Genomic DNA, 26,130 nt, shown 5'->3' with positions numbered 1-26,130 from the left:
TCCTGTGAGTGCTTAACCCCCTCCCAACCTCCCCCTTGGAAAGGGGGAGGGGTTGAATGTCCCACTCACTAGTTTTGGCGCTAACAGTTCCCTCCCCTGCGAAGGGGAGGGCTAGGGTGGGGTTTCGTTTTTTAATTAATTTTTCAAATCTTCCAGCATCGCCTTAGCCACCGCTTCCGCCACTTTAATGCCATCCACACCCGCAGACAAAATTCCTCCCGCATAACCGGCGCCTTCACCGGCGGGGTACAAGCCGCGTGTATTTAAACTTTGTAAGCTGTCGTTGTCGCGTGTGATGCGTACGGGCGATGAGGTGCGAGTTTCAATACCCGTGAGGATGGCATCGTCACGATCAAACCCACGAATTTGTTTGCCGAACTCTGGCAAAGCTTCGCGAATGGCTTCAATGACGTAGTTCGGTAAGGATGGATTCAAATCGCCAAGACGCACGCCGGGTTTATAGGATGGCTCCACTTCGCCAAATTCGCGCGAGGGTTTGTTGCGAATAAAATCGCCCACCAATTGGCCGGGCGCGCAATAATCGCTGCCGCCTAAAACATAAGCTGCCGATTCAAGTTTTTCTTGAAACTCTACCCCTGCAAGTGGGCCTCCGGGGAAATCCTCTTCTGGATTAATACCCACCACAATGCCTGAGTTTGCATTGCGTTCGTTGCGCGAATATTGGCTCATGCCGTTAGTCACTACGCGTTCTGGTTCAGAGGTTGCCGCAACCACGGTTCCGCCGGGGCACATACAAAAGCTGTAAACCGCGCGGCCATTTTTTGCGTGGTAAACCAGCTTGTAATCTGCTGCACCCAATTCAGGATGGCCTGCATATTTGCCTAAACGTGCTTTGTCGATTAGTGATTGCGGATGTTCGATACGAAAGCCAACCGCAAAGGGTTTTGCTTCCACGTAAACACCGCGCTCGTGAATTTTTCGGAAAGTATCGCGTGAGCTGTGACCCAGCGCGAGCACCACGTAACGGCTGCGAATTTCTTCGCCGTTCGCCATGATCACACCTTCAATACGTCCATCTTGAATGATGAAATCAGTCACCTTGCTTTCAAAACGCACTTCACCACCGAGTGCGCGAATTTCTTCACGCATGGTGGATACCACGCCCGTTAAACGAAAAGTACCAATGTGCGGTTTACTCACGTACATGATTTCTTCCGGCGCGCCCGCCCGCACAAATTCGTGCATCACTTTGCGGCCGTAAAATTTGGGGTCTTTGATTTGGCTGTAGAGTTTTCCGTCCGAGAATAAACCCGCGCCGCCTTCGCCAAATTGCACGTTGGATTCGGGCGTTAACACCTTTTTTCGCCAGAGCGCCCAGGTATCTTTGGTGCGACGACGAACGTCTTTACCGCGCTCAAGTACGATGGGCTTAAAACCCATTTGCGCGAGCGTTAAAGCAGCGAACAAACCGCAGGGGCCAAAGCCAATGACCAAGGGGCGCTCAGTCAAACCTTCAGGCGCGGTGGCAACCGGGTAGTAATTGGTGTCAGGAGCGGGGCGAACGTGGGTGTCATCGGCAAAGCGCGCCAAAATGCGATCTTCGTTGTTAGCGCTCAGGTCGATGATGTAAACAAATTTGATTTCGCTATTTTTCTTACGCGCATCGTAGCTGCGTTTAAAGACGGTAAAGTTCAGTAGGTCAGCGTCTTTGATTTTCAGGCGTTCAACAATAGCTTTGCGCAGGTCTTCAGCGGGGTGATCTAAGGGTAAAGCAAGTTCGGTAATACGAATCATGGGCAGGTTCCTGGCCGGTTACTCCGGCAGAGGTGGCTTTAAAACCCGCAATTCTACGCTGGTTGGTTTGAGGCGTCACCGCTTGTTTCGCCCGATAGAACTAGTGTTTGCGGGTTCCAACACATACAATTGCGTCCCTTCTATCAATTAATCCTCGCTCCTTGAGCCTCTCTCTACCCAAACACACCATGGCCCGATCTAAAAGCAGTAACCGTTGGCTCGAAGAGCATGTTAACGACCCCTATGTAAAACGCGCTCAGGTGGATGGCTACCGTGCGCGCGCGGCCTACAAGCTAATTGAGCTCAATGACAAAGATAAACTGATTCGCCCCGGTGATTTAGTGGTGGATTTGGGCTCTGCTCCGGGTAGTTGGTCGCAAATTGCGGGGCGTTTGGTGGGTGTGAAGGGAAGGGTGGTTGCTTCGGATATTTTGCCGATGGATTCGCTCGAAAACGTAGATTTTATTCAGGGCGATTTCACCGAGGTGTCGGTATTCAACCAGATCATGGAGTTGCTTGGCGGTAACAAAGCAAACGTGGTGATTTCGGACATGGCGCCCAACATTAGCGGTGTAGACGTGGCCGACCAAGCGTCGTCTATGTACCTTGTAGAACTTGCATTGGATATGGCGCGCTCAGTGCTCAAGCCAAAAGGCGATTTTGTGGCCAAGGTATTTCAGGGCGAAGGCTTTGATGACTACGTGAAAGAGGTTCGCACCAGCTTTGATAAGGTCGTAATCCGTAAACCAGACGCATCGCGCCCGCGTTCGCGTGAGGTTTATGTGGTGGGTAAGGGCTTTAAAAGCTAATTGGCTGGCTATTTTTCGATCAATTTCCACTCGATTTGTGGCTTGTCTCCTCTGCGCGGGTAGGCCTTCATGCAAGATGCGTTTTCTTTGCGCATTTCTTTACAGTTTCACACATTAAAATTTCCCAAGGTGCATCTAAACTGCACGCAGCTATCGTCTAACGACTGTCTCAACCCATTTCACCTATCTCAGATCGATTTTTAAGGAATTGTTATGCCGAATAAAACGCTAATTGCTTTGGGCCTGGCGGCGCTCTTGTCTGCCTGTGGTGCGTCCAAAGAAGCGCCTTCCAAAGATGCCAAGCAAACCATGCTGATCGTAAAGGAAGATTTGGTCACCATCTCGTCTGGCCGTGTTGCGTCTGGGCCCATTATTTCCGGTTCTTTGGAAGCCAAAAAACAAGCCGATTTGCGCGCAGAAGTTTCTGCCATAGTGGTTCAGGTGCTTAAAGATAATGGCGATAAGGTTCAGGCTGGCGATTTGTTGGTTCGTTTGGACGATACGATTTATCGCCAAGCCTTGCTTTCATCGCAAGAAGCCGAGCGCGCGGCGCAGCAAAGTTTCGATCAGGCAGAACGTCAATTTAATCGTTTGAAAGCCTTGTCTACCAGCGGTGCGGTTTCTACCCAAGCGCGTGAGGATGCCGAGCTTCGCCGTAACGCGGCACAAAGTGAATTGGCGGCGGCTCGCTCACGCTTGGCGCAAGACACTTTGCAACTTGCCCGCACGCAAGTACGAGCACCTTTCGCCGGTGTTGTTGGTAACCGCGCGGCATCAAATGGCGATACCGCACAAGTGGGCAAAGCGCTGTTAAAAGTCATCGACCCGAGCAGTATTCGTTTTGAAGGTTTCGTACCTTCTGAACAAATCCAACAAGTTAAAGTCGGCCAAACCGTTAATTTTTACGTGAATGGTTCGCGTGACCAACTGCATGAAGGCAAAGTGGAGCGCATCAATCCGGTTGCTGATACCAACACTCGCCAAGTGGGTGTTCAAGTGAGTTTGAAAGACACCAAAAACTTAACCGTAGGTTTGTTTGCGGAAGGTCGTGTGCAAAGCCTTACGCAACAAAGTTTGACCATTCCTGAAACCAGTTTGATTCAGCAGGGCGATCACGCTTACATCTGGCGTGTGCAGCAAGGCAAGTTAAATAAAGTTGAAATTCAACTGGGCGCGCGCGACATTCAATCAGGTGATTACGCTGTGAACACGGGTTTGAGTGAAGGCGACACTATTTTGCGTCATCCACGCGGTATTTTGATTGAAGGCGCAACGGTGAGTTTGGAGAAAACACCGCCTAATGCGACTAAAGCAGCAAGCGCTGTTCCTGTTGAAAGTAAAACGCCAGCGGCAACCAAGAAGGAAGGTTAAGACTTATGTTTTTATCTGACTTTAGTATTAAACGGCCGCTAGTGACGGTGGTATTAGTCCTCGGTTTAATGGCGATAGGTTGGCTTGCCTTGGGCAAGTTGCGCGTAAACGAGCGCCCAGACGTTGCTCCACCGGTATTGCGCATCACGATTCCTTACCCCGGTGCTTCGCCCGAAACCGTTGAGCGCGAAATTGTCGATCGTTTGGAAAAAGCCATGCAAGGCATTCCCGGCGTACACCAAATGCGCGCATGGGCCAACGAAGGTAACGCGAGTTTCAGCATTGAATTTGAATTCAACAAAAATTTGATTGAAGCGGCGGATGAAGTGCGCAACTCCATTGCGAGTGTGCGTTACAAATTGCCGATTGAAATGCGTGAGCCGATTATCAGCCGAGTTGATCCAGATTCCTGGCCGATAATGTCGCTGTCCTTATCCTCATCCAGCCAAAGCCATATTGAATTATCTATTTTGGCCGAAAAAGAAATTGGCGATCGGTTGCGCGCAATCCCCGGTGTCGCCATCGTGAATATTTCTGGCGATTTAAAACGTGAACTCTCGGTGTTATTGCGCAGTGAAAAATTGCGTATGCACAATATTTCCGTTGTGGAAGTTCAACGCAGTTTACAAAGCCAAAACCTCACCGCACCCGGCGGAAAAATTCAGGGCGATCTTGAAGACCGCAGTATTCGTTTGTTAGGACGACTCGCTACTCCAGAAGATTTTGGCCGTATTGTGTTAAAGCGCAACGGCGATGAAGTTTTGCGTTTAAGCGATGTGGCTGATGTGGTGGACGGCAACGCCGAACAAAACAGTATTAGCTTGTACAACGGCCATGTGTCTGTGGGCATTAATATTATTCGTACCCGTGATGCGAGCACGGTTTCTGTTTCAAAAGCTGTACGCAAAGAACTCACGGAAATTCGTAAAAACCTAAAACCCGGCACTGTGATTGAAATCGCTAACGATGGCGGTGAATGGGCCGAGTCAAGTTTGAACAACGTGATTGAAGCGCTGATTCTTGGAGCAGGTTTAACCATCTTTGTGGTTTACGCATTTTTGAATTCCTGGCGTTCAACGCTGATTACCGCGCTCTCGCTGCCGACTTCTGTGCTCGCTGCATTTATTGCGGTGTGGTTGTTTGGTTTCTCGCTCAACTTTATGACGCTGCTGGGTTTGTCACTCGCTATCGGTGTGTTAATCGATGATGCGATCGTGGTGCGTGAAAATATTGTGCGACACATGGAGCGCGGTTCAGATCGCGTAACAGCATCGCGCGAAGGCACCAAAGAAATTGGTTTGGCGGTAATGGCGACGACCTTTTCGATAGTCGCAGTATTTATTCCCGTTGCTTTTATGAGCGGAGGCCCAGGCCAATGGTTTAAACCTTTTGCCTTAACCGTTGTGGCATCGGTTTTAGTATCGCTGTTAATTTCGTTTTCACTCGACCCTATGTTGTCATCGCGCTGGGGTGACCCGGTGGGTTACCAGGAACAACCCAAGCGCGGTTTTAGCGCTTTGTTAAAACGTTTTAACGAGTGGTTTGATCATCAGGCAGATCGTTACACCAATGTAATTCGCTGGGCCTTGGGTCACAGACGTTCCATGGCGGCCATTGCAATTGCGAGTTTTGTGGGTGCGTTAGTTTTGCAATCCGTAAAAGGTGGTACCAGCTTTTTGCCCGCGGCAGATAACGGGCAACTTGTTGTGAATATTCGTTTACCTTCCGGCGCGAGTTTGGAATATGCGCGGATTAAAACAGAACAAGCTGCGGAAATTGCGCGCAAATTGCCAGAAGTAAAATCGGTGTTTAGTGATATCCGCCGCAACAATAGCCGCTTGGATATTGATATCGACAAACCAAGTACACGCAAACGCACCGCTGCAGAAATTGCCAAAGAATTACGCGCAAATACCAATCGTTTAGTTGGGGCGGAATACACCGTACAAGATGATACGAGTAACGGCGGCAACAAACCTGTAAGCATTAATTTCTACGGGCAAGATTCGCGCAAGCTCATGGAAATTACCGATGCCTACATGGAAAGTTTGCGTAAAGTAAAAGGCGCAGTTGACGTTGGCCTTGCAGATCAGGATGCAATGCCTGAATTGCAAATTGAATTGGATCGCGGCTTGGCAAACAGCTTGGGTATTGTCGTGAGCGATGCAGCGCAAGCCTTGCGTCTTGCCTTTGCGGGAACAGAAGTGGGCGATTGGGTAGACCCTAATGGCGAAACACGCGATGTTGCCATTCGGCTTCATCCAGATGATCGCGCAGATGCTTTGGCGCTTGCACGTTTGCCTTTGGTTCCCGGCGGAAGTAATTCGGTTGTACCGCTTGAACAAATTGCAAATATCCGCATGGATAAAGCGCCATCGCGTATCGCGCACTCCGACGGTAAACGCACTGTAACAGTACAGGCAAACGTGGAAGGCGCTAACCAAGGCCAAGTTATTGATGAAGCTATGAAGCTCACCAAAGCTATAGATTTCCCACCGGGCTACGGCATTCAGTTGCGCGGTGCAGGGCAAGATCAACAAATATTGTTTAGTGCAATGTTTACGGCGCTTATCTCGGGTATCGCCTTAATGTATTTTATTTTGGTGATTCAATTTGGTTCGTTCCTGGCTCCTGTACCGGTAATGATGAGCTTGCCGTTAAGTTTGATCGGCGTGGTTATAGCGCTGGTTTCAACGGGGCACACGCTTAACTTGATGAGTTTTATCGGCATCATTATGTTGATGGGCTTGGTAGCCAAAAATGCAATATTGTTGTTGGACTGCGCGCGCGCAAAAGAGAAGGAAGGCTTTAGCCGAGAGGAAGCATTGATGCATGCAGGTCGCTCGCGCTTGCGCCCAATCTTGATGACGACCTTTGCATTAATTGCAGGCATGTTGCCAGTTGCTATTGGAATGGGCGAGGGCGGTGAGTTCTATCAACCGCTGGCGGTGGCGATTATTGGTGGAACTATTACGTCGACAATTTTAACGCTGTTAATGATTCCAACCTTTTATGACAGTATTGAAATTGCGCGCGATCGTTTGATTGCAAAATTCCATCGTCGTGCAAGCGAGCGCGGTACTTTCGTGAGTGCGATATTAATCGCCTTGGAAACCTTGGCGACCTTAACCTTTGGTCGGTTGATTTATCGTTCCATCAAACAGCTTATTGGTAAGCGCTCGAACTCCGCTGCCGCTGCCTAAGAAACGGTGAGGGGATTCAACCGAATAAAGCCGCGAAAGCGGCTTTATTTTTTTGTGGCGAATTGTTTGGCTGTAAATTCGTTAATGTCTTTATCCCAATAAGCGGGCTCACCAAATTCACTTTTTAAGTGCGCAATAAATAATTGGGCTTTCGCCGCGTGGGAGCGGCCGGGCATTCGAACAGCGTGAATGGCTGGGGCAATTTTTGCGGGCAAATCTTCGTCAGAAAACAGCGGAACTAATTCGCCAGAGAGAATTTTGTCTCTCACCAACCAGCTCGCTAAATGAATGATTCCAATGCCTTCCACTGCAGCATTCAGTAGCGAGTAGGTATCGTTACTGATCAAAGAGCCCTTCACAGGTAATGCCGCGCCTTTGTTCAGACTTGCAAAACACCAGAGTCCGTAAACAGGTTTTACGTGGCTGGCGAGCAGGCAATTGTGGTTGAGTAAATCCTCCGGTGTTTGTGGCCGGCCATGCTTTGCGATGTACTCCGGGCTTGCGCAAACCAAACGCTTGCTAGGCGCTAATTGCGTAGCCACTAAATCGCTGTCGGGTAATACGCCGATGCGAATGGCGATGTCGATTCGCCGTGCGGCTAAATCGATAATCTCATCGCCGATGTGTAAATCAATTTGCATCTGCGGATAGCGTTTTAAAAAGCGCGCGACGGCGGGGGCAACGTACATGCGTCCAAACGACGAAGGTGCGGTGACGGTGAGCAAGCCCTTCGGGTCTGAACTCAACGCGGAAAGATCGTGTTTGGCTTCCTCAAGCTCCAGCAGTATGTTTCGGGCGCGCGGTAAGAACTGTTCGCCTGCGTCTGTTAGCAGTAGCCGACGGGAACTGCGGTTAAACAATTTGAACCCAAGGTCAGCTTCCAGCGTATCGAGCTTTCGCGATACAGAGGAAACGGCGATGGTCTCTTGCCTTGCGACTCGGGAAAGGCTCCCATGTTCGGCAATAGCAAGGAAAATCCGTATGGCATCAATCATGGAAGCGCTCTCGTTGTTTTGCAAATAAAGCAAAGATGGTTTGCATTTTTGATGATTGTTCCGATCTGCGCAACACCATACACTTTTTTCGTCCGCGTTAATCGGCAAATATCCCACGTCACAAGTCCTAAAAAGACCAAACGGAGAATTTATGTTTAATCAAAAACTTAAGAAATTATGTGTAAGCCTCGCGCTTGTTTCAGGTGGCTTGATGAGTACAGCTGCCATGGCGTCAGCGCCCTTTGCCAAAACTTCAGCGCCCGGCTATTTCAGAATGATGCTAGGTGCCTATGAAGTAACTGCTTTAAATGATGGCACTGTGGATTTACCGGTCGACAAATTACTGATGGAGCCAGAGGAACAAACCAAAGCAGCTTTGGCAGATTCCTTTTTAAAGGCTCCGTTGGAAACCTCAGTCAACGCATTCCTTATCAACACTGGCGGCAAATTGGTATTGATTGACACCGGTGCCGGAACCCTGTTTGGCCCGACTCTGGGTAAGCTGTTGGCTAACTTAAAGGCGTCTGGTTACGAGGCGGCACAGGTTGATGACATTTTTATCACCCATATGCATGGCGACCATGTTGGCGGTTTGGCAGCGGCAAGTGCGGCGGCTTTCCCAAATGCGACTATTCATGCGGATAGGCGCGATGCAGATTACTGGTTGAGCCAAGCCAATCTCGATAAAGCGCCCGCCGATAAAAAAGGTGGCTTCCAAGGCGCCATAAGTTCTTTTGCACCCTATGTGGCAAGCAAGAAATTTGTTCCGTTTAAAGGCAGTGCTGAGCTGGTTCCTGGCATTAAGTCTTATTCCGGTTACGGCCATACACCCGGTCATACGGTCTACGTGGTGGAAAGCCAAGGCCAAAAGCTGTTGTTGATTGGCGATTTGATCCATGTAACAGCAGTTCAGCTAGAACACCCAGAAGTGACTATCGCCTTTGATTCCGACGCAAAAGAAGCTGCCGCCGCGCGCGACAAGATCTTTACCGAAGCTGCGAAAGAGGGGGCTTTGGTCGGCGCATCACACATTCAATTTCCCGGTTTAGGTCACCTCAAGAAAACGGGCAATTCTTACAATTGGTTGCCGGTGAACTTCACTCAGCTTCGTTAATGAAGCACTCAAAGAGCGCTTCGTGCGCTCTTTTTAATTATCTTATTTATCAAATCAACGCTCTGCCTGCTAGAATGCGTACCTTCTTTGCAGTCCTGAGCGCACCATGCTGAACGAACTTTTTGCCATTTTGGCTCCCATTATGATTTCAACCGGCATGGGCTATTTCTGGGGCAAAAGCGGGGCAGAGTTCCCCACTGCATTTATCTCTCGCATCGTAATGAACATAGGTACACCCTGTTTAATCATAGGGGTAATGGCCAAAGTTGAAGTAAAACCTGAAGTCATGGGCAGAGTTGCTCTCGCAACGGCGATTGTCATGACTGCTATGGGTTTGCTCGGCTGGCTTTGGTTGCATCTTCAAAAACTCTCGATCCCAACCTATCTTCCACCGCTGATTTTCCCTAACAACGGCAACATGGGTTTGCCCTTGTGCTTGTTCGCTTTCGGCCAAACCGGGCTTGCGCTCGCACTTGGTTCTTTTATGGTGATGATGATCGCCACTTTTACCGTGGGCTTGGTGTTAGTAACAGAGGGTGGTTGGCGTGAGCGTTTTACGTCTATTGCGAAGCAACCAGTCATCTATGCAATGGCCATTGCCGTCGGGTTGCTGGTGACCCACACGGCTTTACCGCGTTGGATGGCTAACACCGTAGATTTACTCGGCGGTATCGCGATTCCCTTAATGACCATCGCCCTCGGCGTATCACTTGCAACCCTAAAAATCCAATTTCTGTCCCGAAGCATAGCTTTCAGTCTCGCCCGAGTACTCGGCGGTTTAGCCTTAGGCTTTTTGGTCTGCGAACTCATGGGGTTAACGGGTGTTTCTCGTTCCGTGGTGTTGCTCCAATCTGCAATGCCTATTGCCGTGTTTAACTACTTACTCGCATTACGCTACAACCGCCAACCGGAAGAGGTTGCGGCAATGGTGTTGGTATCTACCTTAGTAGCCTTTGCCGGCTTACCGTTTTTGTTAGCTGCACTTTTGTAGCCGAATAGCTTTCAGGTTTACGCTCCCGGCAACTGCACGTACAATGCGAGCATCACGCTGCAAGCCCTTAATTTAAATAGTAAAACGGAAATCATTATGTCGGGCGTACAAGAAATCGTCTTAACCTTTAGTTGTCAGGATTCCAAAGGCATAGTTGCTGCGGTCGCCACTCTGTTTGCAACTTTGGGTTTTAACATCAAAGAGTCTTCGCAATTTGAAGACGTTGAACAGCGCCGCTTTTTTATGCGTACCGTGTTCGAATGTCCAAGCGGTTATAGTCTTAGTCAAATCCGTTCGTTGTTTAAGCCCTTGGCAGAGCAATACCAAATGGATTGGCAAATCTCCGATAGTCACGTAAAACCACGCGTCTTGATTGCCGTTTCTCAGTGGGGCCATTGTTTGAATGCGCTTTTAAACAGCTGGAAAAATGGCTCCTTACCGATTGATATCGTTGGGGTGGTTTCCAACCATAATGTGATGCGCGATTTAACCGAATGGTATCAACTGCCGTTCCATTATTTGCCGATCACACCTGCTACCAAGGTTGAACAAGAGGCGCAGCTTTGGCAGCTCATGCAAGATTTACAGGCGGATTTTTTGGTGCTCGCGCGATACATGCAAATCTTGTCTGACGATCTGTGCAAAAAATTAAACGGTCGTGCGATTAATATTCATCACTCATTTTTGCCCGGTTTTAAAGGCGCAAAACCCTATCACCAAGCCTTTGATCGCGGCGTAAAACTGATTGGCGCTACCGCGCATTTTGTGACAGCGGATTTGGACGAAGGGCCGATCATTGAACAAGCCGTTGAGCGCGTATCTCACATTAATTCGCCGGAAGATATGGCGGAAATTGGCCGCGATACTGAGGCTGTTGTGTTGAACCGTGCGGTGCGTTGGCACGCGGAACATCGTGTTTTGTTAAACGGCAGCAAAACCGTTGTGTTCTCCAAGTAATGACCATTCTCTTATTCAAACTTAAAGATGTCCCTGACGACGAAGCGGAAGAAATCCGAGAGTTACTTGCCAGCAGCGACATCTACTTTTACGAAACTCATGCGGGTTTTTGGCGCTTGGGGGTGGATGGTCTTTGGTTGCCGGACGATACCCATCTCGAGCGTGCTCGGGATTTAATTCGCAACTACCAAACCGAGCGCACGGCGAAACAGCAAAAAATTTATGCTGAGTTGCTTGAGAGCGGGCAGGCGCCAACACTTTGGCAAAACTTTCTCTTGTCACCACTGCGTTTTATCGCGCTCATTATTGCAGTGTTTTTCATTCTCACGCTCACACTCGCACCCTTTGGGTTTATGGGAAAGCATTAATCCCTTGGGGCGTTTGGCCTTAACCGCTATCTCATGTAGAATGCCCGCCTCGAAATTTACCGTCCTAATTCCTGTAAAATTGGGCACAAATTAAGGTTTATCAGTCACTTCCATGGAAATTAATCCGCTATTAAATGCCCTCAAAGACCTCACCGAGCGTACCGATGTGCTCCGGGGGTATCTTTGACTATGCCACCAAAAAAGAACGCTTAACCGAAGTAGAGCTTGAACTTGGCGAATCCAACGTTTGGGAAAACCCCGAGCGCGCCCAAACCCTCGGCCGCGAGCGCTCAAGCCTCGAAAACGTCGTAAAAACTATTGATGATCTCGACAGCGGCGTGGCTGATTGCCGCGAACTGCTGGACATGGCGGTTGAAGAAAACGACGAGGCTAGCGTTGCGGATGTACAAGCTGAAATTGAACGCCTCGATCAGCAACTTGCTGCATTAGAATTCCGCCGCATGTTCTCTAACGAGATGGACCCCAACAACGCCTACCTCGATATCCAATCTGGCTCCGGTGGAACCGAAGCGCAGGATTGGGCAGAAATGGTTTTGCGCATGTATTTGCGCTGGGGCGAAGCTAAAGGCTTCAAAGTAACTTTAGAAGAATGTTCTGCAGGCGATGTGGCTGGTATTAAAAGTGCGACCATTCGCTATGAAGGTGAATACGCCTTTGGTTGGCTGCGTACAGAAACAGGTGTCCATCGTTTAGTACGTAAATCGCCATTCGATTCCGGCAATCGTCGCCATACGTCTTTCTGTTCTGTGTTCGTTTCGCCAGAGATTGACGACAATATTGAAATTGATATTAATCCAGCTGATTTGCGCATCGATACTTATCGCGCAAGTGGCGCGGGCGGCCAGCATGTTAACAAAACCGATTCGGCGGTGCGTATTACGCACATCCCAACCAACATTGTTGTGCAATGCCAAAACGAACGTTCGCAACACGCTAACCGTGATCAAGCTTATAAAATGCTTCGTGCAAAAATGTATGAGCACGAAATGCAAAAACGAAACGCTGAAAAACAAGCGATGGAAGACAGCAAATCCGACATCGGCTGGGGCAGCCAAATTCGCTCCTATGTGTTGGACGATTCACGCATTAAAGATTTGCGCACCAGCGTACAAACCAGCAACTGCCAAGCTGTTTTAGACGGCGCGCTCGACCAGTTTATGGTTGAAAGTTTGAAAGCCGGTTTGTAAGAAAAATAACCCCTCATCCTAACCTTCTCCCGCAAGGGGAGAAGGGATTCCTCCCTCTCCCCTTGCGGGAGAGGGCTGGGGAGAGGGGCACACAACGCAATGAGAAATTCAATTTAATTATTAAGCAATTATCACAGTGACCACTATGACTAACGAAACAACTTCTTCACAAGCGCATGATGAAAACAAATTAATTGCCGAACGTCGCAGCAAGCTTGATGCTATTCGTGAGAAAGGCAACGCATTTCCCAATGACTTTAAACCAGAAAATAAAAGCCAGGAATTGCAAAATGCGTTTGGTGAAAAAACCAAAGAGGAGTTAGAAGCGCTTAATCATATCGTTAGCGTTGCTGGTCGTATCATGGCCAAGCGTGGCCCATTCCTTGTGTTGCAAGATGGTCATGGCAGCATTCAATTATATGCCGATAAAACTGCGCAAGAAGTCATCAAAGATAAATGGGGCGTGTGGGATATTGGCGATATCGTCGGTGTGAAAGGCGCGCTACACAAATCAGGTAAAGGCGATTTATACGTAAACTGTGAAAGCTTCCAATTGCTTACCAAAGGTTTGCGTCCGTTGCCAGATAAATATCACGGCTTAAGTGATCAGGAAATTCGTTATCGCCAACGCTATGTGGATTTAATTGTAAATCCAGAAGTGCGTGACACTTTCCGCCTGCGTTCAAAGTGCATCAACTTCATTCGACAATATATGGTTGGTCGTGATTTCATGGAAGTAGAAACACCCATGTTGCACGTCATTCCCGGTGGTGCATCTGCAAAACCATTTATTACGCACCACAATGCGCTCGATATGGAAATGTATTTGCGTATCGCTCCAGAGTTGTATTTAAAGCGCTTGGTTGTTGGCGGTTTCGAACGCGTATTTGAAATCAACCGTAACTTCCGTAACGAAGGTGTTTCAACGCGTCACAACCCAGAATTCACCATGATGGAATTCTATCAAGCTTACGCCGACTACAAAGACTTGATGGATTTGACGGAAGATATGTTGCGTAAAATGTGTCAGGAAGTGATGGGCACCACCACGCTGAAATACCAAGAAAGCGAATACGATTTTGGTAAGCCTTTTGTACGCTTAACAATGTTTGATTCTGTGTTGCACTACAATCCGCAAATCACTGCGGAGCAATTAAGCACCGTCGAAGGCGCAACTAAAGCAGCAGAAGCCTTAGGTTTAAAAATTAAGCCGGGCACAGCATTGGGTAAAATTCAAACCGAAATTTTTGAAGAAACCGTTGAGCACAAATTGGATCAACCAACCTTCATTACCGAATACCCAATTGAGATTTCACCACTAGCACGCCGCAGCGATCACAACCCAGCAGTTACCGATCGCTTTGAGTTTTTCATTGGCGGCCGCGAATTAGCAAACGGCTTCTCTGAGTTGAATGACGCGGAAGATCAGGCCGAACGTTTTATGCAACAAGTGCGTGAAAAAGATGCCGGTGATGATGAAGCTATGCACTATGATGCTGATTTCGTACGCGCACTCGAATACGGTTTGCCACCAACTGCAGGTCAAGGGATTGGTATTGATCGCTTAATTATGTTGTTTGCAAATGCTCCATCTATTAGAGATGTGTTGTTGTTCCCGCATATGCGACCTGAGTAAATCTCGAATATGTACGAGTCATTTGCGAAGACAAAAGAGCTTTACGGTGTAACTGAGGCGATTTTTAAGGAAAAAATTATTCCTGCAAATCGCCCGGTCATCTTGCGCGGCCTGGTTGATAGCTGGCCTTCCGTGATACAAGGGAAAAGTTCTCCTCTCGATACCTGCAAATACCTGCTTCAATTTTATCGTGGTGCTAAAGTACCTCTGTTAATTGGTGACACTCCTGGCAAGCGACATATCTTTTACGAAGACGGGATGACTGGGCTCAACTTCGAGCGCTACCCAGTAATTTTACCTGAGGCTTTGCACGCACTCTTAGACCAAATAGGCGATTCGAATGCGCCAGCAGTGTTTATGGAGTCTCTTCCCTTACCCAAATACTTACCGCAGTTCACTGATCAGAACTCTATTCCTTGGTTGAGCAGCGACATAGCGCCTAACATCTGGATTGGAAATGCTGTAAAAGTTCAAACTCATTTTGATTTGAAGCAAAACGTTGCCTGTGTTGTCGCCGGCAGGCGACGCTTCACGCTTTTTCCACCCGAACAGCTACCTAATTTGTATATTGGCCCGTTGGATTTCACTCCTGCCGGAACCCCCGTTAGCATGGTGCCTTTTGATAATCCCGACTTTGAACGCTTCCCCCGTTTTCGACAGGCTCTGGAATTTGCAGAAGTCGCTGAACTGGAGGCTGGCGATGCCTTATACATTCCTTACGCATGGTGGCATCAAGTTCAGTCGTTGGAGAGTTTTAATATATTGGTTAATTATTGGTGGAATGACGTCGCTTCACCTACATCGCCCTACGACGCGTTACTGCATGCGGTAATGGCTTTCCGTGATTTACCCCCGAATGAGCGTAAAGTTTGGCAAGGCATGTTTGAGTATTTTGCTTTTGAGGCACATGGCGGCGCCTTAGAGCACCTTGCGCCTGAACATCGCGGATTAATGGGCCCGACATCATCGCAGAGGACTGCGGAAATTAAATCCGTGTTGGCTCGAGCCTTTAATCGACCTGAATAACCAAAAAAGCGCCAAAAGGCGCTTTTTTTATGCTTGAAGCATTTCAATTTCATCTCTTCGGACTTTTCTCACGTGCATTGCCATGTCCGCTTTTGAGATTGCTGGATTTTCCGAATTCGCTTTTGCCGCCGGATTTTTTACTTTTGTCTTCTGGATGTTGGCTCATTTTCTAATCCTCTTGGTTGTTTCTATATCGCTGGGATCGCTGATAGCTGGCATTTTTCTGCGAGCTGTCTTGAGTCTCTCTCCGAAATATTTTTGTATCCGTTCGGTGGCGCACGTTTAGGTTGCAGCCCTAAGAAGGCTTTTTAAGAAGCGGTTGCCATTTAAAATAAGTTGCAGATCGCCACAACCATTCCACTGGGCCGTAGTTAAAGCGAGTGAGCCAAAATTTACAGAAAGCAACTTGGATAACAAATACCGTTACACAGATTACGGCGTTTAGCGAGGGTGATGTTAAAAAGAATAAACCGAGTCCAAAGTTGAAAAATAAAATCACACCGAAAAGCGATTGGCTTAAGTAAGAAGTGAGTGCCATTTTTCCAATGTGGGACAGTGGCGCCAAGCGCGTGTGCCATTTGGGCTTGAGCATAAGCAACGGTATGGATGCAATGTAAAAAAGCGTTACGCTGGCATTAAGTGCGTCATAAATTAATCCACCAAACCAGCGGCTCCACACAGCATGTTCTGCATCAATGGCGAGTGCTTGCAGGCAGATCAAAAAAACGATGCCTGCTACTGAAAATCCAATACTGGCGAGCCCGGCTTTTTTCCACACCTTCTTAAAAAAATCTTTGGATGTTTCAATATCTTCAAACCATTTTAAGCGCCCGGCCAACATGCCCAACATAAAGAATCCGAAGGTGATAACCAAACGACCAGAGGTGAGTTGATAGTCAATTTTTTCTTGAATGGCATAGATGTTGTGAGCAACTACATCGGCAAAAGAGCCTTGCGTTACAGCTGCATAATATTTAGCGCCGTTCTCCACTATATTATCAGCGATGAACACCGGTGTGCCTTGTGTGTAAATGGAAATAACTTCGATAATCTTGGCGGGCACGTTAAGAATAAAAAGAGCTGCAATAACAATGGTAGCTCTGTTACTTAAGTTGCGAGCAAATAACAGCAAGAGGCCAAGTGAAGCATAGATAGTTAAAATATCAGCGCGCCAGAATAGATGGTGCACAACTCCGATTAGTCCCAGTATCAGCAGGCGCCAGGCGAAACGTAAATTAGGGTTGGCATCCTTGGCAACTAAACCTTTTATCTGAATGTAAAAGCTCAAGCCAAACAAAAATGAGAACAGCGAAAAAAACTTGGCGTTAAAAAATAAAAAATTGAGTGCAATGACGATGCCGTTTGGAATATCCATATAAGCGGTGTAAACATATTCCGGCAGAGGACCTCCTTGATACCAGAAAATCATGTGTGCATACAAAATGCCGAGGAGTGCAAAACCGCGCAGAACGTCAATGGTTAAAATTCGCGGTTGTGCTTGTGTGCTAAGAGCTGGTGTTGGTTTGAGGAAGCTGACATTGCCCATAATGGTTCCTTGAGTTCTTGTTTTGCTACAGCTAAGACGCGGTTATTCTGGTTTTGGATGCAACTGTATAAAAAATCTGTGTGTAATTCCCTTATCGCATTTTCCGGCGCTTCCTCGATATGCGTGGTAAGATGCGCGCCCGCTATTATTTTGTCCGGCGCACTTATTCACAAGCTGGTTGGTCTCGAGCGCAAGCCGGTAGGTTTAAAGGTTAATCCATGAAAAAGACATTCAAACTCCATGTGGAAGGCAAGAACAGTGATCGTTTGTTAGAGGCGATCAAGCATGAAGTTCGTAAGTACGTTAAACGTGAAAAACGTAAGACACTGCCGCAAGGCGCCAACTATTGGGCATTTGACTGCAAGTTCGGTACAACCGAGGCGGCTGCTGAGGTCTTGCATTTAGGGGAAATCACAAAGCAGATGGATGTGGTTTCCAAAGCGGGCGGTGATAGTTTTTACGTAGAAATTTTAGCTCGCCCAGCTGTTCGCACGCCGCGTGAGCGTTCGGTGGATGAGAATGACTTGAATGATGACGATGATATGTTCGATGAGTAAACATCGATAAATCGATCAAAAAAAGCCGCCAAATGCAAATCTGGCGGCTTTTTTGTTTTAGGTGATTAAGTTTATTTGGGCTTTTTAGCAGAGGTCGTTTTAGGCTTGGCCGCATAAACTTTTTTAGCCGCTTTGTTAACAGTCTTGTCCCCACCGCGACGAATTTTCTTGGGAGCATCGGCGCGGGTGGCGGGCTTTTTGGGGGCGGGAGCCGCTTTTACCTTGCGTTGGTTTAGTGGTGGCGCTTCGGTAACGTCAAAACCTTTAACACGTACGCGTTTGATTTTGCTGCCTATTAAATCTTCAATTAGCGTGAGCTTGTATTCCTCGGCGGGCGAAACCAGCGAAATCGCTGTGCCCTTTGCGCCGGCGCGGCCGGTGCGGCCTATGCGGTGAACATAGTCTTCCGTAAAGAACGGCAGGTTAAGGTTTACGACGAAATCCAAACCTTGAATATCCAATCCCCGTGCGGCTACTTCGGTCGCAACCAATACTTGCAGTTTGCCATCTTTAAAATCTTGTAAGGCGCGGCGGCGGGAGCCTTGCGTCTTTTCGCTGTGGATTACCGCCGCGTCTACGTTGTCTTCTTTCAACGCATCAATCAGCTTGTCAGCTTCTTCGCGGGTACTGCTAAACGCCATGACCTGATACCAGTTTTGGCTGCGCAACAGGTGCACAAACAGCTCGTATTTGCGTGCGTCATCCACCGGGTAGACCACGTGCTCGATGGTGTCCGCCACCGCATTGCGTTTGGATACAGCGATCAACGTAGGTTTGTTCATCGCCTGCTTGGAAAGGTTAGTAACCAAGGGCGAGCTGGTAGCAGAGAAGAATAGGGTTTGGTGTTTGCGCGGAATACTGGTGAGGATTTTGTGGATGTCATTCACGAAACCCATATCCAACATGCGGTCGGCTTCGTCCAAAACGGCAAATTCCACTTTGGAAAGATTAAGGTTGCCAAGCTCCACGTGCTCCAGCAAACGACCCGGCGTCGCCACCAATATATCCACGCCTGCGCGAAACTTAGCGGCTTGGCTGGTTGCTTTAACACCGCCGTAAGCGGTAGCCACTTTGAAGGTTAGGAACTGGCTGAGTTGCTGAATGCTTTCGGCCACTTGCTGCACCAGCTCGCGGGTTGGGGCGAGTATCAGCGTACGTGGATGCAAGGGTTCGGCAGACTTTGGCTTATCGAGCATTTGTTGAAGCACGGGCAGGGCGTAAGCCGTTGTTTTGCCGGTTCCCGTTTGGGCTGTCGCAAGCATGTCCACGCCGCGACGAGCAACAGGTATGGCTTGCTGTTGAATAGGAGTCATCTGCTTGTAGCCCAACACTTTAATGGCGTGGAGCAGTTCGGGGGCAAGGCCAAGGGATGCAAAATTCATAATCAACGCGCTAACTAAAAAAGGGCGTGCAGTATACCAGCTTGCGCCTCGGGCGATTGGGTTTGCTGTGTTTGCAGCTTTTGGTCGGCGCCTGGTCTGTGTAAAGCAATGTAAAAAGCTCGCGCTATGCAACAGCTTGGGGGTTTGCGTCAGATAAAATAAGTTCGCCTATAAAACCATAAATAAGGCCATTACGTTTCTGTTGCCGCTCAAACCTAGCGGTGCCTATAACTATAAAAACCAATCTAAAAACTTATACCTACAAAAATGAGAGAACCTCTATGCAATTGTCCAAACAATTACTGATCTTTTGTGCAACCTCAATTCTGTCTGTTGGCTGCGGTGGTGGGGGAGGTGGTGGTGGCAGCACTACGCCACCCGTGACCACAACCAGCTCTTCGGCGGCAACTTCATCCTCGTCTGTATCTTCATCAAGCTCCAGCAGTTCGGTGGCGACTTCATCCAGCTCCAGCACGGCATCGGGCTTGGCTTTCTGTACCTTGCTCACGTCAGATCCAGATGGCGACGGCATTGGTTTGGAGAACGATAAGTCGTGCCAAATGCGTACTGGCTTCGACATTACCGCTGAAATGGGCATGGGCTGGAACTTGGGTAACACCATGGATGCTTCCGGCAACAAGGCAAACCCTTTGGATGACGAAACCTATTGGGGCAACCCAAAAACCACTAAAGCTAACATGACTGCCTTGAAGGCCGCTGGCTTTAAAACCTTGCGGTTACCCGTGAGCTGGGATGATCACACAGGTGCAGCGCCTGATTTCACCATTGATGCAGCGTGGATGAACCGCGTGGAAGAAATCGCCAATTACGCTCTGGGTAACGGCATGTACGTAATTGTAAACATCCACCACAATACCGGCTGGGAAAATCCAACGCTTGCCAACGAAGCCAACGCCAAGGCTCGCTTGCAAAAGTTGTGGACACAGATCGCCACACGCTTTGAAAAGTATGACCATCACGTCATTTTCGAAACTATGAACGAGCCACGCGACCAAAAGGTGGAATCGGATTCGGGCGACGATGATTGGTGGGGTAACGATTCAAACTACTTTACCGTGCTGAACCGCCTCAATGCAGCAGCCTTGGACGCGATCCGTGCGACTGGTGGAAATAACAAAAAACGCTTGGTGATGATGCCGGGTTACACCGCCGGTGTTGCTGAGCACCAGCTCAGTGCTGTGGTAATTCCCAACGATAAGATGGTCGCTTTGTCGGTTCACTCTTATACCTCATACAACTTCGCGCTCAATTTAGGTTCGGGTAGCGTGACTACTTTTGGTGATGGTGACCGAACTGAAATCGACGCCATTTTTAACCGTATCGATAGCAAGTTTCTGCAAAAAGGCATCCCAGTGATTATGGGCGAGTGGGGCTCCACCGATAAGGGCAATTTGGCTGAGCGGATCAAGCAAGCCAAGTATTACGCGCAAAAGAGCAGTACCTACAAAGTACCCATGGTTGTGTGGGATAACGGAAACCTAGCAACCTTTGACCCTAACAAAAATCAGGGCGAAATCATGGGTTTGTTTAATCGCAACAATAACACTTGGGTCTTCCCAACTATACTGGATGCCATTATGGGTGGCGGTAAATAAAGTTTGGTTGTATGGAAAAATGCCCGGCAATTCGCCGGGCATTTTTGTTATTGTGCGCGCCTTCCCCTTAACCTAAAACGCCACACCTTAAAAGGAATAATCGTGAGCCCACTATCCATATCTCCTAATACAGCCTACTGGTTGGACAAAATTGCAGACGCCTACACCCCCTTACTGTTGATTATTGCGGTGGTAGAAATTTGCCTAAGCTGGCGACGCGGCCAGCGCATGCATCTTGTCTACTTGGTTTATGCGGTAACCATTGTGTACTCCTTAATGTTTGCAGATGAGCGTTGGGGCTTCTGGGGAAGCATCGGGCTGGACTATTCCACCCATTCTGCAGCCTCCTTTTGTTTGGTTGTGGTGATTTGTTGGTACAAAAATGCCAGCGCTTGGCTGTTTGTGGCGACGACGCTAGTGGCCTATGGGCTTCTCATGTACATCTTGAATTACCATAGCTGGCTGGATATGTTCACCACTGTTTTGGCGTGCGCTCTGTGTTTGCTTCCTGTGGGGATTCGCCGAATTCGGCAGCTCAGAGCGTCCAAACTCAGTAGTGCCAATTTGGTGGCGGGCTAGGCTTCGGTCAGGCTCACGTTGCCTCAGCGAGCGCGGAAGGAGCGCGAGAAACCAGCAATTTTGTGGTATTCTGCGCGCCCTTTTAGTGAAACCCGAGTGTGCATCAGAGAGTCATATGGCAGTAAAACCCGTTTACCGTGTAATTTTCCTCAACCAAAACCAAGTTTACGAAGTCTTCGCCTGCGCCATTTACCAAAGCGAAATGTATGGTTTTATTGAAGTGGAAGAATTCGTGTTTGGTGAGCGCAGCCAGGTATTGATCGACCCGGCGGAAGAGAAACTGAAAAACGAATTCGCGGGCGTAAAACGCTCCTACATTCCCATGCATGCGATTGTGCGTATCGACGAAGTAGAAAAAGAAGGCCCCGCAAAAATTAGCGAAGTAAAAGGCGGCGGCGACAAAATTGCGCAGTTCCCCTATGGTGGATTTATCCCTAATCCAAACTTGGGTGAATAGAAATCAAAGCGGCTTAGGCCGCTTTTTTTATGTCTACAATTAAGAAAACTAGATTACAAAATTTTTATGACATCACCTCTAATCCTCGCCATCGACCAAGGCGGTCAAAGTTCTCGCGTTGGTGTTTATTCACTGCAAGGCGAATTGCTGCATTGCTTTTCTGCAAGCTGCGCCACTAGGCATGAAATGGTAGGTGATGTTGAATATATCGAACAAAATCCGGTTGAGATTTTAAAGGGTATTCAATCGTGTCTTGATCAAGTTCGCGTCGCCCTCGGTAAAGATGTCGCACGTATTAGCGCGGCAGGATTTTCGGGGCAGGGTTCGTCCTTGTTGTGTTGGAATGCAAAAACGGGCGAAGCCTTATCGCCGGTTTTGAGTTGGCAAGATATTCGCGGTCAGCATTATTTCAAAGATATTTCGCTCACACATGAGCAAGCACAATCACGCACGGGGTTACGTGTGTCGCCGCATTACGGTGCGAGTAAAATGCGTTGGTGTTTGGAAAATAATTCACAGGTAAAGCACGCGTTTGATGCAGGCTCCTTAGCTATTGGCCCTATCGTCAGTTATATTTTGTGGCATTTGTGCGGTGAGTTTTCTGTAGATCCGGGCCATGCGCAAAGAACCTTGTTGTGGAATTTGCACACCAAAGATTGGGATGAAAATTTACTACAGCTTTTTAAAATCCCGCGCGAGATTTTGCCCAAGTGTAAATATCACAGTAGCAATTTTGGCAGCTTGTTACTTGGCGAATGTAAAATTCCGTTTCGTGTCAGCGCACGCGATCAAGGTGCATCATTATTTGCGCGTGGTTTGCCCGATAAAAATGTGGGTTACATTAATATTGGAACGGGCGCGTTTATCCAACGCGTGAGCGAACGCCTAAGCGCACCGGAAGGTTTGCTTGTTAGCCCTTTGTGGATTTCCGAACAAACGGCGGCGCAAAACGATATTGAACTGGCGTCACCAGTTTGTTACGCCAATCAATTTGAGCCAGCCTTATACGCATGGGAAGCCACTGTAAACGGCGCGGCATCTGCAATCAGTTTTGTTGAAAAAGAAGCGGGTGTTGCGATAACGCCCGATGTCATTCAGCGTGTACTCGAACTAGAGCCTGCACACGCTTGCTATTTTCTGAATGCTGTTGGTGGATTAAGTGCGCCTTATTGGCGAACGGATTTGGAATCGCGCTTTAGCGAAAATCTCTCCGCAGATGAAAAAATTTTGGCGTGGCTTGAATCCATTCTTTTCCAAATTTTTGTTAATTTAAAATTAATGGAGCAGCTCGGGCCTTTACAGAAGCTCTACGTCAGCGGCGGTATTAGCCGTGCCGATTCTATTTGCCAGCGCTTGGCCGATTTGAGCGGCGTGCCTGTGGTTCGCAGCGAAAATACCGAGGCCAGCTTGCAGGGCATTGCGTACATGGCGGCCGGGTTACCCAGTGTTTGGAATCAATCAGTAGGGGGGCAGATATTCCAACCCAAAAGCAATCCACGCTTATTAAATCGTTACAGCCTGTGGCAGAATGCCTTAAATGACTGGCTTAGCGCATAATTTTCAAAAATCGAAACGAATTAGGCCTCAAAGGTATATAAAACTCAGCTAAACTCCACCTATCTTCGCTTGGACTCTACGTGATGAAATACGATTTGGTCGTGATAGGAGCAGGTATTCAAGGTGCGGGAGTCGCACAAGCAGCGGCAGCGGCAGGCTACACCGTGTTGGTGTTGGAACAATCCACCCCGGCGGCGGGCACGTCTAGCAAATCTTCAAAATTAATCCACGGCGGTTTGCGCTACTTGGAAAGCGCCCAATTCGGTTTGGTGCGTGAGAGCCTGCATGAACGCGCGCTTTTGCTTAAGCTGGCCCCTGAGCTGGTTAAACTGCAACCCTTACATATCCCCGTTTATAAAGATTCAAAACGCAGCCCGCTCACCATTCGCGCAGGCCTAAGTCTTTATTCCGTGCTTTCTGGCTGCGATTCCAACGCCTATTTCCGCAGTCTTCCACGCTCGCAATGGGGCGAGTTGGAAGGTCTTAAACAAGATGATCTTCAAGCCGTATTCCGCTACCAAGAAGCCCAAACTGACGACGCAGCTTTAACCCGGGCGGTTCTGCATTCAGCCATGGAACTGGGCGCCGATTGTGAGATTCCCGGCCATTTTGTAAGAGCCCATGTGAACCCGGCATCGTGCTTGGTGGAGTACCAAAGTGAATTCGGCTTTAAAACGGCGAGCTGCCGCGTACTAATCAATTGTGCGGGGCCTTGGACGAGCGACGTCATTTCGGGCATTGAGCCAGACATGTACTTACCCAAGGTCGATTTGGTCAAAGGCAGCCATTTACTACTACCGCCGCTGCTCAAAGACTATTTTTACCTTGAAGCCCCACAAGATAAACGCGCCGTGTTCGTCTTACCTTGGCAAGGCAAGTTGATGGTCGGCACCACCGAAAAGATGCACTATGGCGCGCCGGAAGACGCGCAATGCTCGCTAGAAGAACGCGATTACTTGTTGCAAGTACTGCTGCATTACTTCCCGTATCTTTCCATTGATATGAACCAAGTGGATAGCTTTGCCGGTTTGCGCGTGTTGCCGCGCAGCGATCTCAACGCTTTCTCGCGCCCACGCGAAGTGCTATTCGAGGTAGATAACGAAGCCTGCCCACGCGTACTTTCTATCATGGGCGGCAAGCTCACTACTTACCGCGCAACGGCCTTGCACGCCTTGGCGAAAATCAAAAAATCCTTGCCCGTGAAAACGCGCATTGCAGATACCAGCCGAATTCCTCTCTCGCCGGTAAACTGGCATTAATTCCCGCCCCAGAAAATCCACCTTTCATGATAAAAATCATTGGTGAGCCGCGCATCTGCCGTTAAAATGCGGGCACTCCATCCGGCAAGCTTCACCGCTTGCCCCTGTCCACCCTCAGCATTAAGGACTCACTGTGAACTTTACCGGCGCCCACATTCTCTCCATCGAACAATTTGAACGTGCTGATATCAAACGAATCTTCGACGTGGCCGACGCCATGGAGCCTTACGCCCTGCGCAAAAAAGTCACGCGCGTGCTGGAAGGGGCGATTCTGGGCAATATGTTTTTTGAGCCAAGCACGCGCACCCGCGTTAGCTTCGGCGCAGCCTTTAACTTGCTGGGCGGAAACGTGCGCGAAACCACCGGCTTTGAAAGCTCATCCATCACCAAAGGCGAATCGCTTTACGACACAGCGCGAGTGCTTTCGGGTTATAGCGATGTGATTTGTATGCGCCATCCTTCGGGTGGATCGGTTGCGGAATTCGCGCAAGGCAGCCGTGTTCCTGTGATTAACGGTGGCGATGGCCCCAACGAACACCCCACGCAAGCGCTGCTGGATTTGTACACCATTCGCAAAGAAATGCGCTCAAAAGGCCGCAAGTTAGATGGTTTGCGCATCGCCATGATCGGCGATTTAAAACACGGCCGCACGGTTCACTCCCTGTGCAAACTCGTGCGCTTGTTTAGCGATATTCAACTCACGCTAATTTCGCCCAAAGAATTAGCCATGCCGGAATATATTGTTGAGGAACTGCGCATGGCGGGTAACAAAGTCACCATTACCGACGATTTAACTCACAGCATTTCTGACATTGATATTGCTTACTCAACACGCATTCAAGAAGAGCGCTTTAGCAACAAACAAGAAGCCGACATGTACCGCGGCCGCTACCGTTTGAATCAGCGCATATACACCGAACATTGCCAACCTAACACGGTCATCATGCACCCGTTACCGCGCGATTCCCGCGAAGAAGCTAACGAGCTGGATAACGACCTCAACCAAAACCCAAACCTCGCGATTTTCCGCCAAGCCGATAACGGCGTGTTGGTGCGCATGGCATTGTTTGCGCTGGTGTTAAACGTAGCGGACCAAGTGGATAAGTATTCGCGCGAAGTGAATTGGCATAGCTCCTTGCGGGGATGATCAAGCGATAAAACCCGAGTATGCTTAACTGGAAGCAAGGCAACTTTTAAAGTGTGGAGAGATCAATGCCCGTAATCTTGCGGCTCAATGGATTTAGATTTTTCTTTTATTCGAACGAGGGAAATCCTTTAGAGCCTGCCCATATACATGTTTCAAAGGATGGGGACGAAGCGAAGATTTGGCTTGACCTACAGTTGCTTTGGCCAGAAATGACGGTTTTGATGCGCGCACCTTGCGTGAAATTTTAACCATTGCGGCTGATAACCAAACGTTTTTTGTGGAGAAATGGAATGAATATTTCGCCTAAAAGCCTGACTTTTGATGATAACAATATGTGGTTAGTTTTAAGCGATGGCCGCACTTTGGGCGTCCCACTGGTTTGGTTTCCACGTTTAATGAATGCACCTAAAGCGGAGCTAGAAAAATTTGAGCTAAGTTCTCGCGGTATTCATTGGGATTCATTAAATGAAGATATTTCAGTTGATGGATTGCTGCTCGGCCAAGGCGACATCACTCACAAGCCTCATAGAGCTGCTTAAATTTTTCAAATTCTAATTAGAAGTGAATCGTCATCCTCGCTGCGCGAGGATGACGACT

The 26,130-nt window shown here is 48.5% G+C and carries 24 protein-coding genes; 20 read left to right on the top strand and 4 right to left on the bottom strand.

The window, feature by feature from the left end; translation table 11 throughout:
- Positions 1 to 135: 135 nt before the first annotated feature.
- A complete protein-coding gene (locus U1F02_RS02245) occupies positions 136 to 1,755 on the bottom strand; it encodes an NAD(P)/FAD-dependent oxidoreductase (RefSeq protein ID WP_409988719.1) in 1,620 nt (539 codons plus the stop codon).
- Positions 1,756 to 1,943: 188 nt separating this feature from the next.
- On the opposite strand from U1F02_RS02245, the gene rlmE reads away from it, so the two are divergent.
- From rlmE to U1F02_RS02230, 3 genes are all read left to right on the top strand, one after another.
- Positions 1,944 to 2,564 carry a 23S rRNA (uridine(2552)-2'-O)-methyltransferase RlmE gene (gene rlmE, locus U1F02_RS02240; RefSeq protein WP_409988718.1) on the top strand — a complete coding sequence of 207 codons (621 nt, stop codon included), beginning with the start codon at positions 1,944 to 1,946 and terminating at the stop codon, positions 2,562 to 2,564.
- Between the two features lie 213 nt (positions 2,565 to 2,777).
- Positions 2,778 to 3,935, top strand: a complete 1,158-nt coding sequence (locus U1F02_RS02235) for an efflux RND transporter periplasmic adaptor subunit (protein WP_409988717.1) — start codon at positions 2,778 to 2,780, stop codon at positions 3,933 to 3,935.
- Between the two features lie 5 nt (positions 3,936 to 3,940).
- Positions 3,941 to 7,138 (top strand): efflux RND transporter permease subunit, encoded by a 3,198-nt coding sequence (locus U1F02_RS02230; RefSeq protein ID WP_409988716.1) that lies wholly within the window; start codon positions 3,941 to 3,943, stop codon positions 7,136 to 7,138.
- A 44-nt stretch (positions 7,139 to 7,182) separates the two neighbouring features.
- On the opposite strand, the gene U1F02_RS02225 is transcribed toward U1F02_RS02230, so the two are convergent.
- Positions 7,183 to 8,133, bottom strand: coding sequence for a LysR substrate-binding domain-containing protein (locus tag U1F02_RS02225; RefSeq protein ID WP_409988715.1), 951 nt, complete (start codon positions 8,131 to 8,133; stop codon positions 7,183 to 7,185).
- Positions 8,134 to 8,284: 151 nt separating this feature from the next.
- On the opposite strand from U1F02_RS02225, the gene U1F02_RS02220 reads away from it, so the two are divergent.
- From U1F02_RS02220 to U1F02_RS02190, 7 genes are all read left to right on the top strand, one after another.
- Positions 8,285 to 9,247 carry an MBL fold metallo-hydrolase gene (locus U1F02_RS02220; protein WP_409988714.1) on the top strand — a complete coding sequence of 321 codons (963 nt, stop codon included), beginning with the start codon at positions 8,285 to 8,287 and terminating at the stop codon, positions 9,245 to 9,247.
- A 106-nt stretch (positions 9,248 to 9,353) separates the two neighbouring features.
- Positions 9,354 to 10,238: an AEC family transporter gene (locus U1F02_RS02215; RefSeq protein WP_409988713.1), complete on the top strand. Its 885-nt coding sequence runs from the start codon at positions 9,354 to 9,356 to the stop codon at positions 10,236 to 10,238.
- A gap of 96 nt (positions 10,239 to 10,334) precedes the next feature.
- Positions 10,335 to 11,195 (top strand): formyltetrahydrofolate deformylase, encoded by an 861-nt coding sequence (gene purU / locus U1F02_RS02210; protein ID WP_409988712.1) that lies wholly within the window; start codon positions 10,335 to 10,337, stop codon positions 11,193 to 11,195.
- Complete coding sequence (locus U1F02_RS02205) at positions 11,195 to 11,563, top strand: DUF6164 family protein (protein ID WP_409988711.1); 369 nt, start codon at positions 11,195 to 11,197, stop codon at positions 11,561 to 11,563. Before purU ends, U1F02_RS02205 begins: the two co-directional genes overlap by 1 nt.
- Positions 11,564 to 11,675: 112 nt before the next feature.
- A protein-coding gene (prfB, locus tag U1F02_RS02200; protein WP_409988710.1) for a peptide chain release factor 2 occupies positions 11,676 to 12,771 on the top strand; the annotation gives its coding sequence in 2 pieces (ribosomal slippage) (positions 11,676 to 11,747 and positions 11,749 to 12,771; 1,095 coding nt in all).
- A 145-nt stretch (positions 12,772 to 12,916) separates the two neighbouring features.
- On the top strand, positions 12,917 to 14,407 hold the full coding sequence (gene lysS, locus U1F02_RS02195) for a lysine--tRNA ligase (protein WP_409988709.1): 1,491 nt from the start codon (positions 12,917 to 12,919) through the stop codon (positions 14,405 to 14,407).
- 9 nt (positions 14,408 to 14,416) lie between these two features.
- Positions 14,417 to 15,433: a cupin-like domain-containing protein gene (locus U1F02_RS02190; protein ID WP_409988708.1), complete on the top strand. Its 1,017-nt coding sequence runs from the start codon at positions 14,417 to 14,419 to the stop codon at positions 15,431 to 15,433.
- 295 nt (positions 15,434 to 15,728) lie between these two features.
- Here U1F02_RS02190 and U1F02_RS02185 read toward each other — a convergent pair whose 3' ends face one another.
- Positions 15,729 to 16,979, bottom strand: coding sequence for a DUF418 domain-containing protein (locus U1F02_RS02185; RefSeq protein ID WP_409988707.1), 1,251 nt, complete (start codon positions 16,977 to 16,979; stop codon positions 15,729 to 15,731).
- Positions 16,980 to 17,197: 218 nt separating this feature from the next.
- Between U1F02_RS02185 and U1F02_RS02180 the strand changes: the two genes are divergently transcribed.
- Complete coding sequence (locus U1F02_RS02180) at positions 17,198 to 17,536, top strand: DUF6172 family protein (protein WP_409988706.1); 339 nt, start codon at positions 17,198 to 17,200, stop codon at positions 17,534 to 17,536.
- A gap of 71 nt (positions 17,537 to 17,607) precedes the next feature.
- Here U1F02_RS02180 and U1F02_RS02175 read toward each other — a convergent pair whose 3' ends face one another.
- A complete protein-coding gene (locus U1F02_RS02175; protein WP_409988705.1) occupies positions 17,608 to 18,918 on the bottom strand; it encodes a DEAD/DEAH box helicase in 1,311 nt (436 codons plus the stop codon).
- Positions 18,919 to 19,199: 281 nt separating this feature from the next.
- Here U1F02_RS02175 and U1F02_RS02170 point away from each other — a divergent pair, with 281 nt between their 5' ends.
- The 9 genes from U1F02_RS02170 to U1F02_RS02130 all read left to right on the top strand — a co-directional run bounded on the left by U1F02_RS02170 (position 19,200) and on the right by U1F02_RS02130 (position 26,072).
- A complete protein-coding gene (locus U1F02_RS02170; protein ID WP_409988704.1) occupies positions 19,200 to 20,534 on the top strand; it encodes a glycoside hydrolase family 5 protein in 1,335 nt (444 codons plus the stop codon).
- Between the two features lie 102 nt (positions 20,535 to 20,636).
- Positions 20,637 to 21,113, top strand: coding sequence for a hypothetical protein (locus U1F02_RS02165; RefSeq protein WP_409988703.1), 477 nt, complete (start codon positions 20,637 to 20,639; stop codon positions 21,111 to 21,113).
- A gap of 115 nt (positions 21,114 to 21,228) precedes the next feature.
- Positions 21,229 to 21,570, top strand: a complete 342-nt coding sequence (locus U1F02_RS02160) for a DUF1820 family protein (protein ID WP_189416630.1) — start codon at positions 21,229 to 21,231, stop codon at positions 21,568 to 21,570.
- A 66-nt stretch (positions 21,571 to 21,636) separates the two neighbouring features.
- Positions 21,637 to 23,127, top strand: coding sequence for an FGGY family carbohydrate kinase (locus tag U1F02_RS02155; RefSeq protein ID WP_409988702.1), 1,491 nt, complete (start codon positions 21,637 to 21,639; stop codon positions 23,125 to 23,127).
- 83 nt (positions 23,128 to 23,210) lie between these two features.
- Entirely contained in the window at positions 23,211 to 24,386 is a 1,176-nt protein-coding gene (locus U1F02_RS02150; protein WP_409988701.1) for a glycerol-3-phosphate dehydrogenase/oxidase, read from the top strand.
- A gap of 133 nt (positions 24,387 to 24,519) precedes the next feature.
- Entirely contained in the window at positions 24,520 to 25,533 is a 1,014-nt protein-coding gene (locus U1F02_RS02145; protein ID WP_409988700.1) for an aspartate carbamoyltransferase, read from the top strand.
- 65 nt (positions 25,534 to 25,598) lie between these two features.
- Positions 25,599 to 25,781, top strand: a complete 183-nt coding sequence (locus U1F02_RS02140; RefSeq protein WP_409988699.1) for a DUF4160 domain-containing protein — start codon at positions 25,599 to 25,601, stop codon at positions 25,779 to 25,781.
- On the top strand, positions 25,733 to 25,840 hold the full coding sequence (locus tag U1F02_RS02135; RefSeq protein WP_409988698.1) for a hypothetical protein: 108 nt from the start codon (positions 25,733 to 25,735) through the stop codon (positions 25,838 to 25,840). The genes U1F02_RS02140 and U1F02_RS02135 overlap by 49 nt, the downstream gene beginning before the upstream one ends.
- On the top strand, positions 25,824 to 26,072 hold the full coding sequence (locus tag U1F02_RS02130; protein WP_409988697.1) for a DUF2442 domain-containing protein: 249 nt from the start codon (positions 25,824 to 25,826) through the stop codon (positions 26,070 to 26,072). The genes U1F02_RS02135 and U1F02_RS02130 overlap by 17 nt, the downstream gene beginning before the upstream one ends.
- Positions 26,073 to 26,130: the final 58 nt, after the last annotated feature.

It is taken from the genome of Cellvibrio sp., from assembly GCF_046347455.1.
Taxonomy (GTDB): Bacteria; Pseudomonadota; Gammaproteobacteria; order Pseudomonadales; family Cellvibrionaceae; genus Cellvibrio.
Note: the sequence above shows the minus strand (reverse complement) of the source record. Positions and strands in the feature narration are given on the sequence as shown.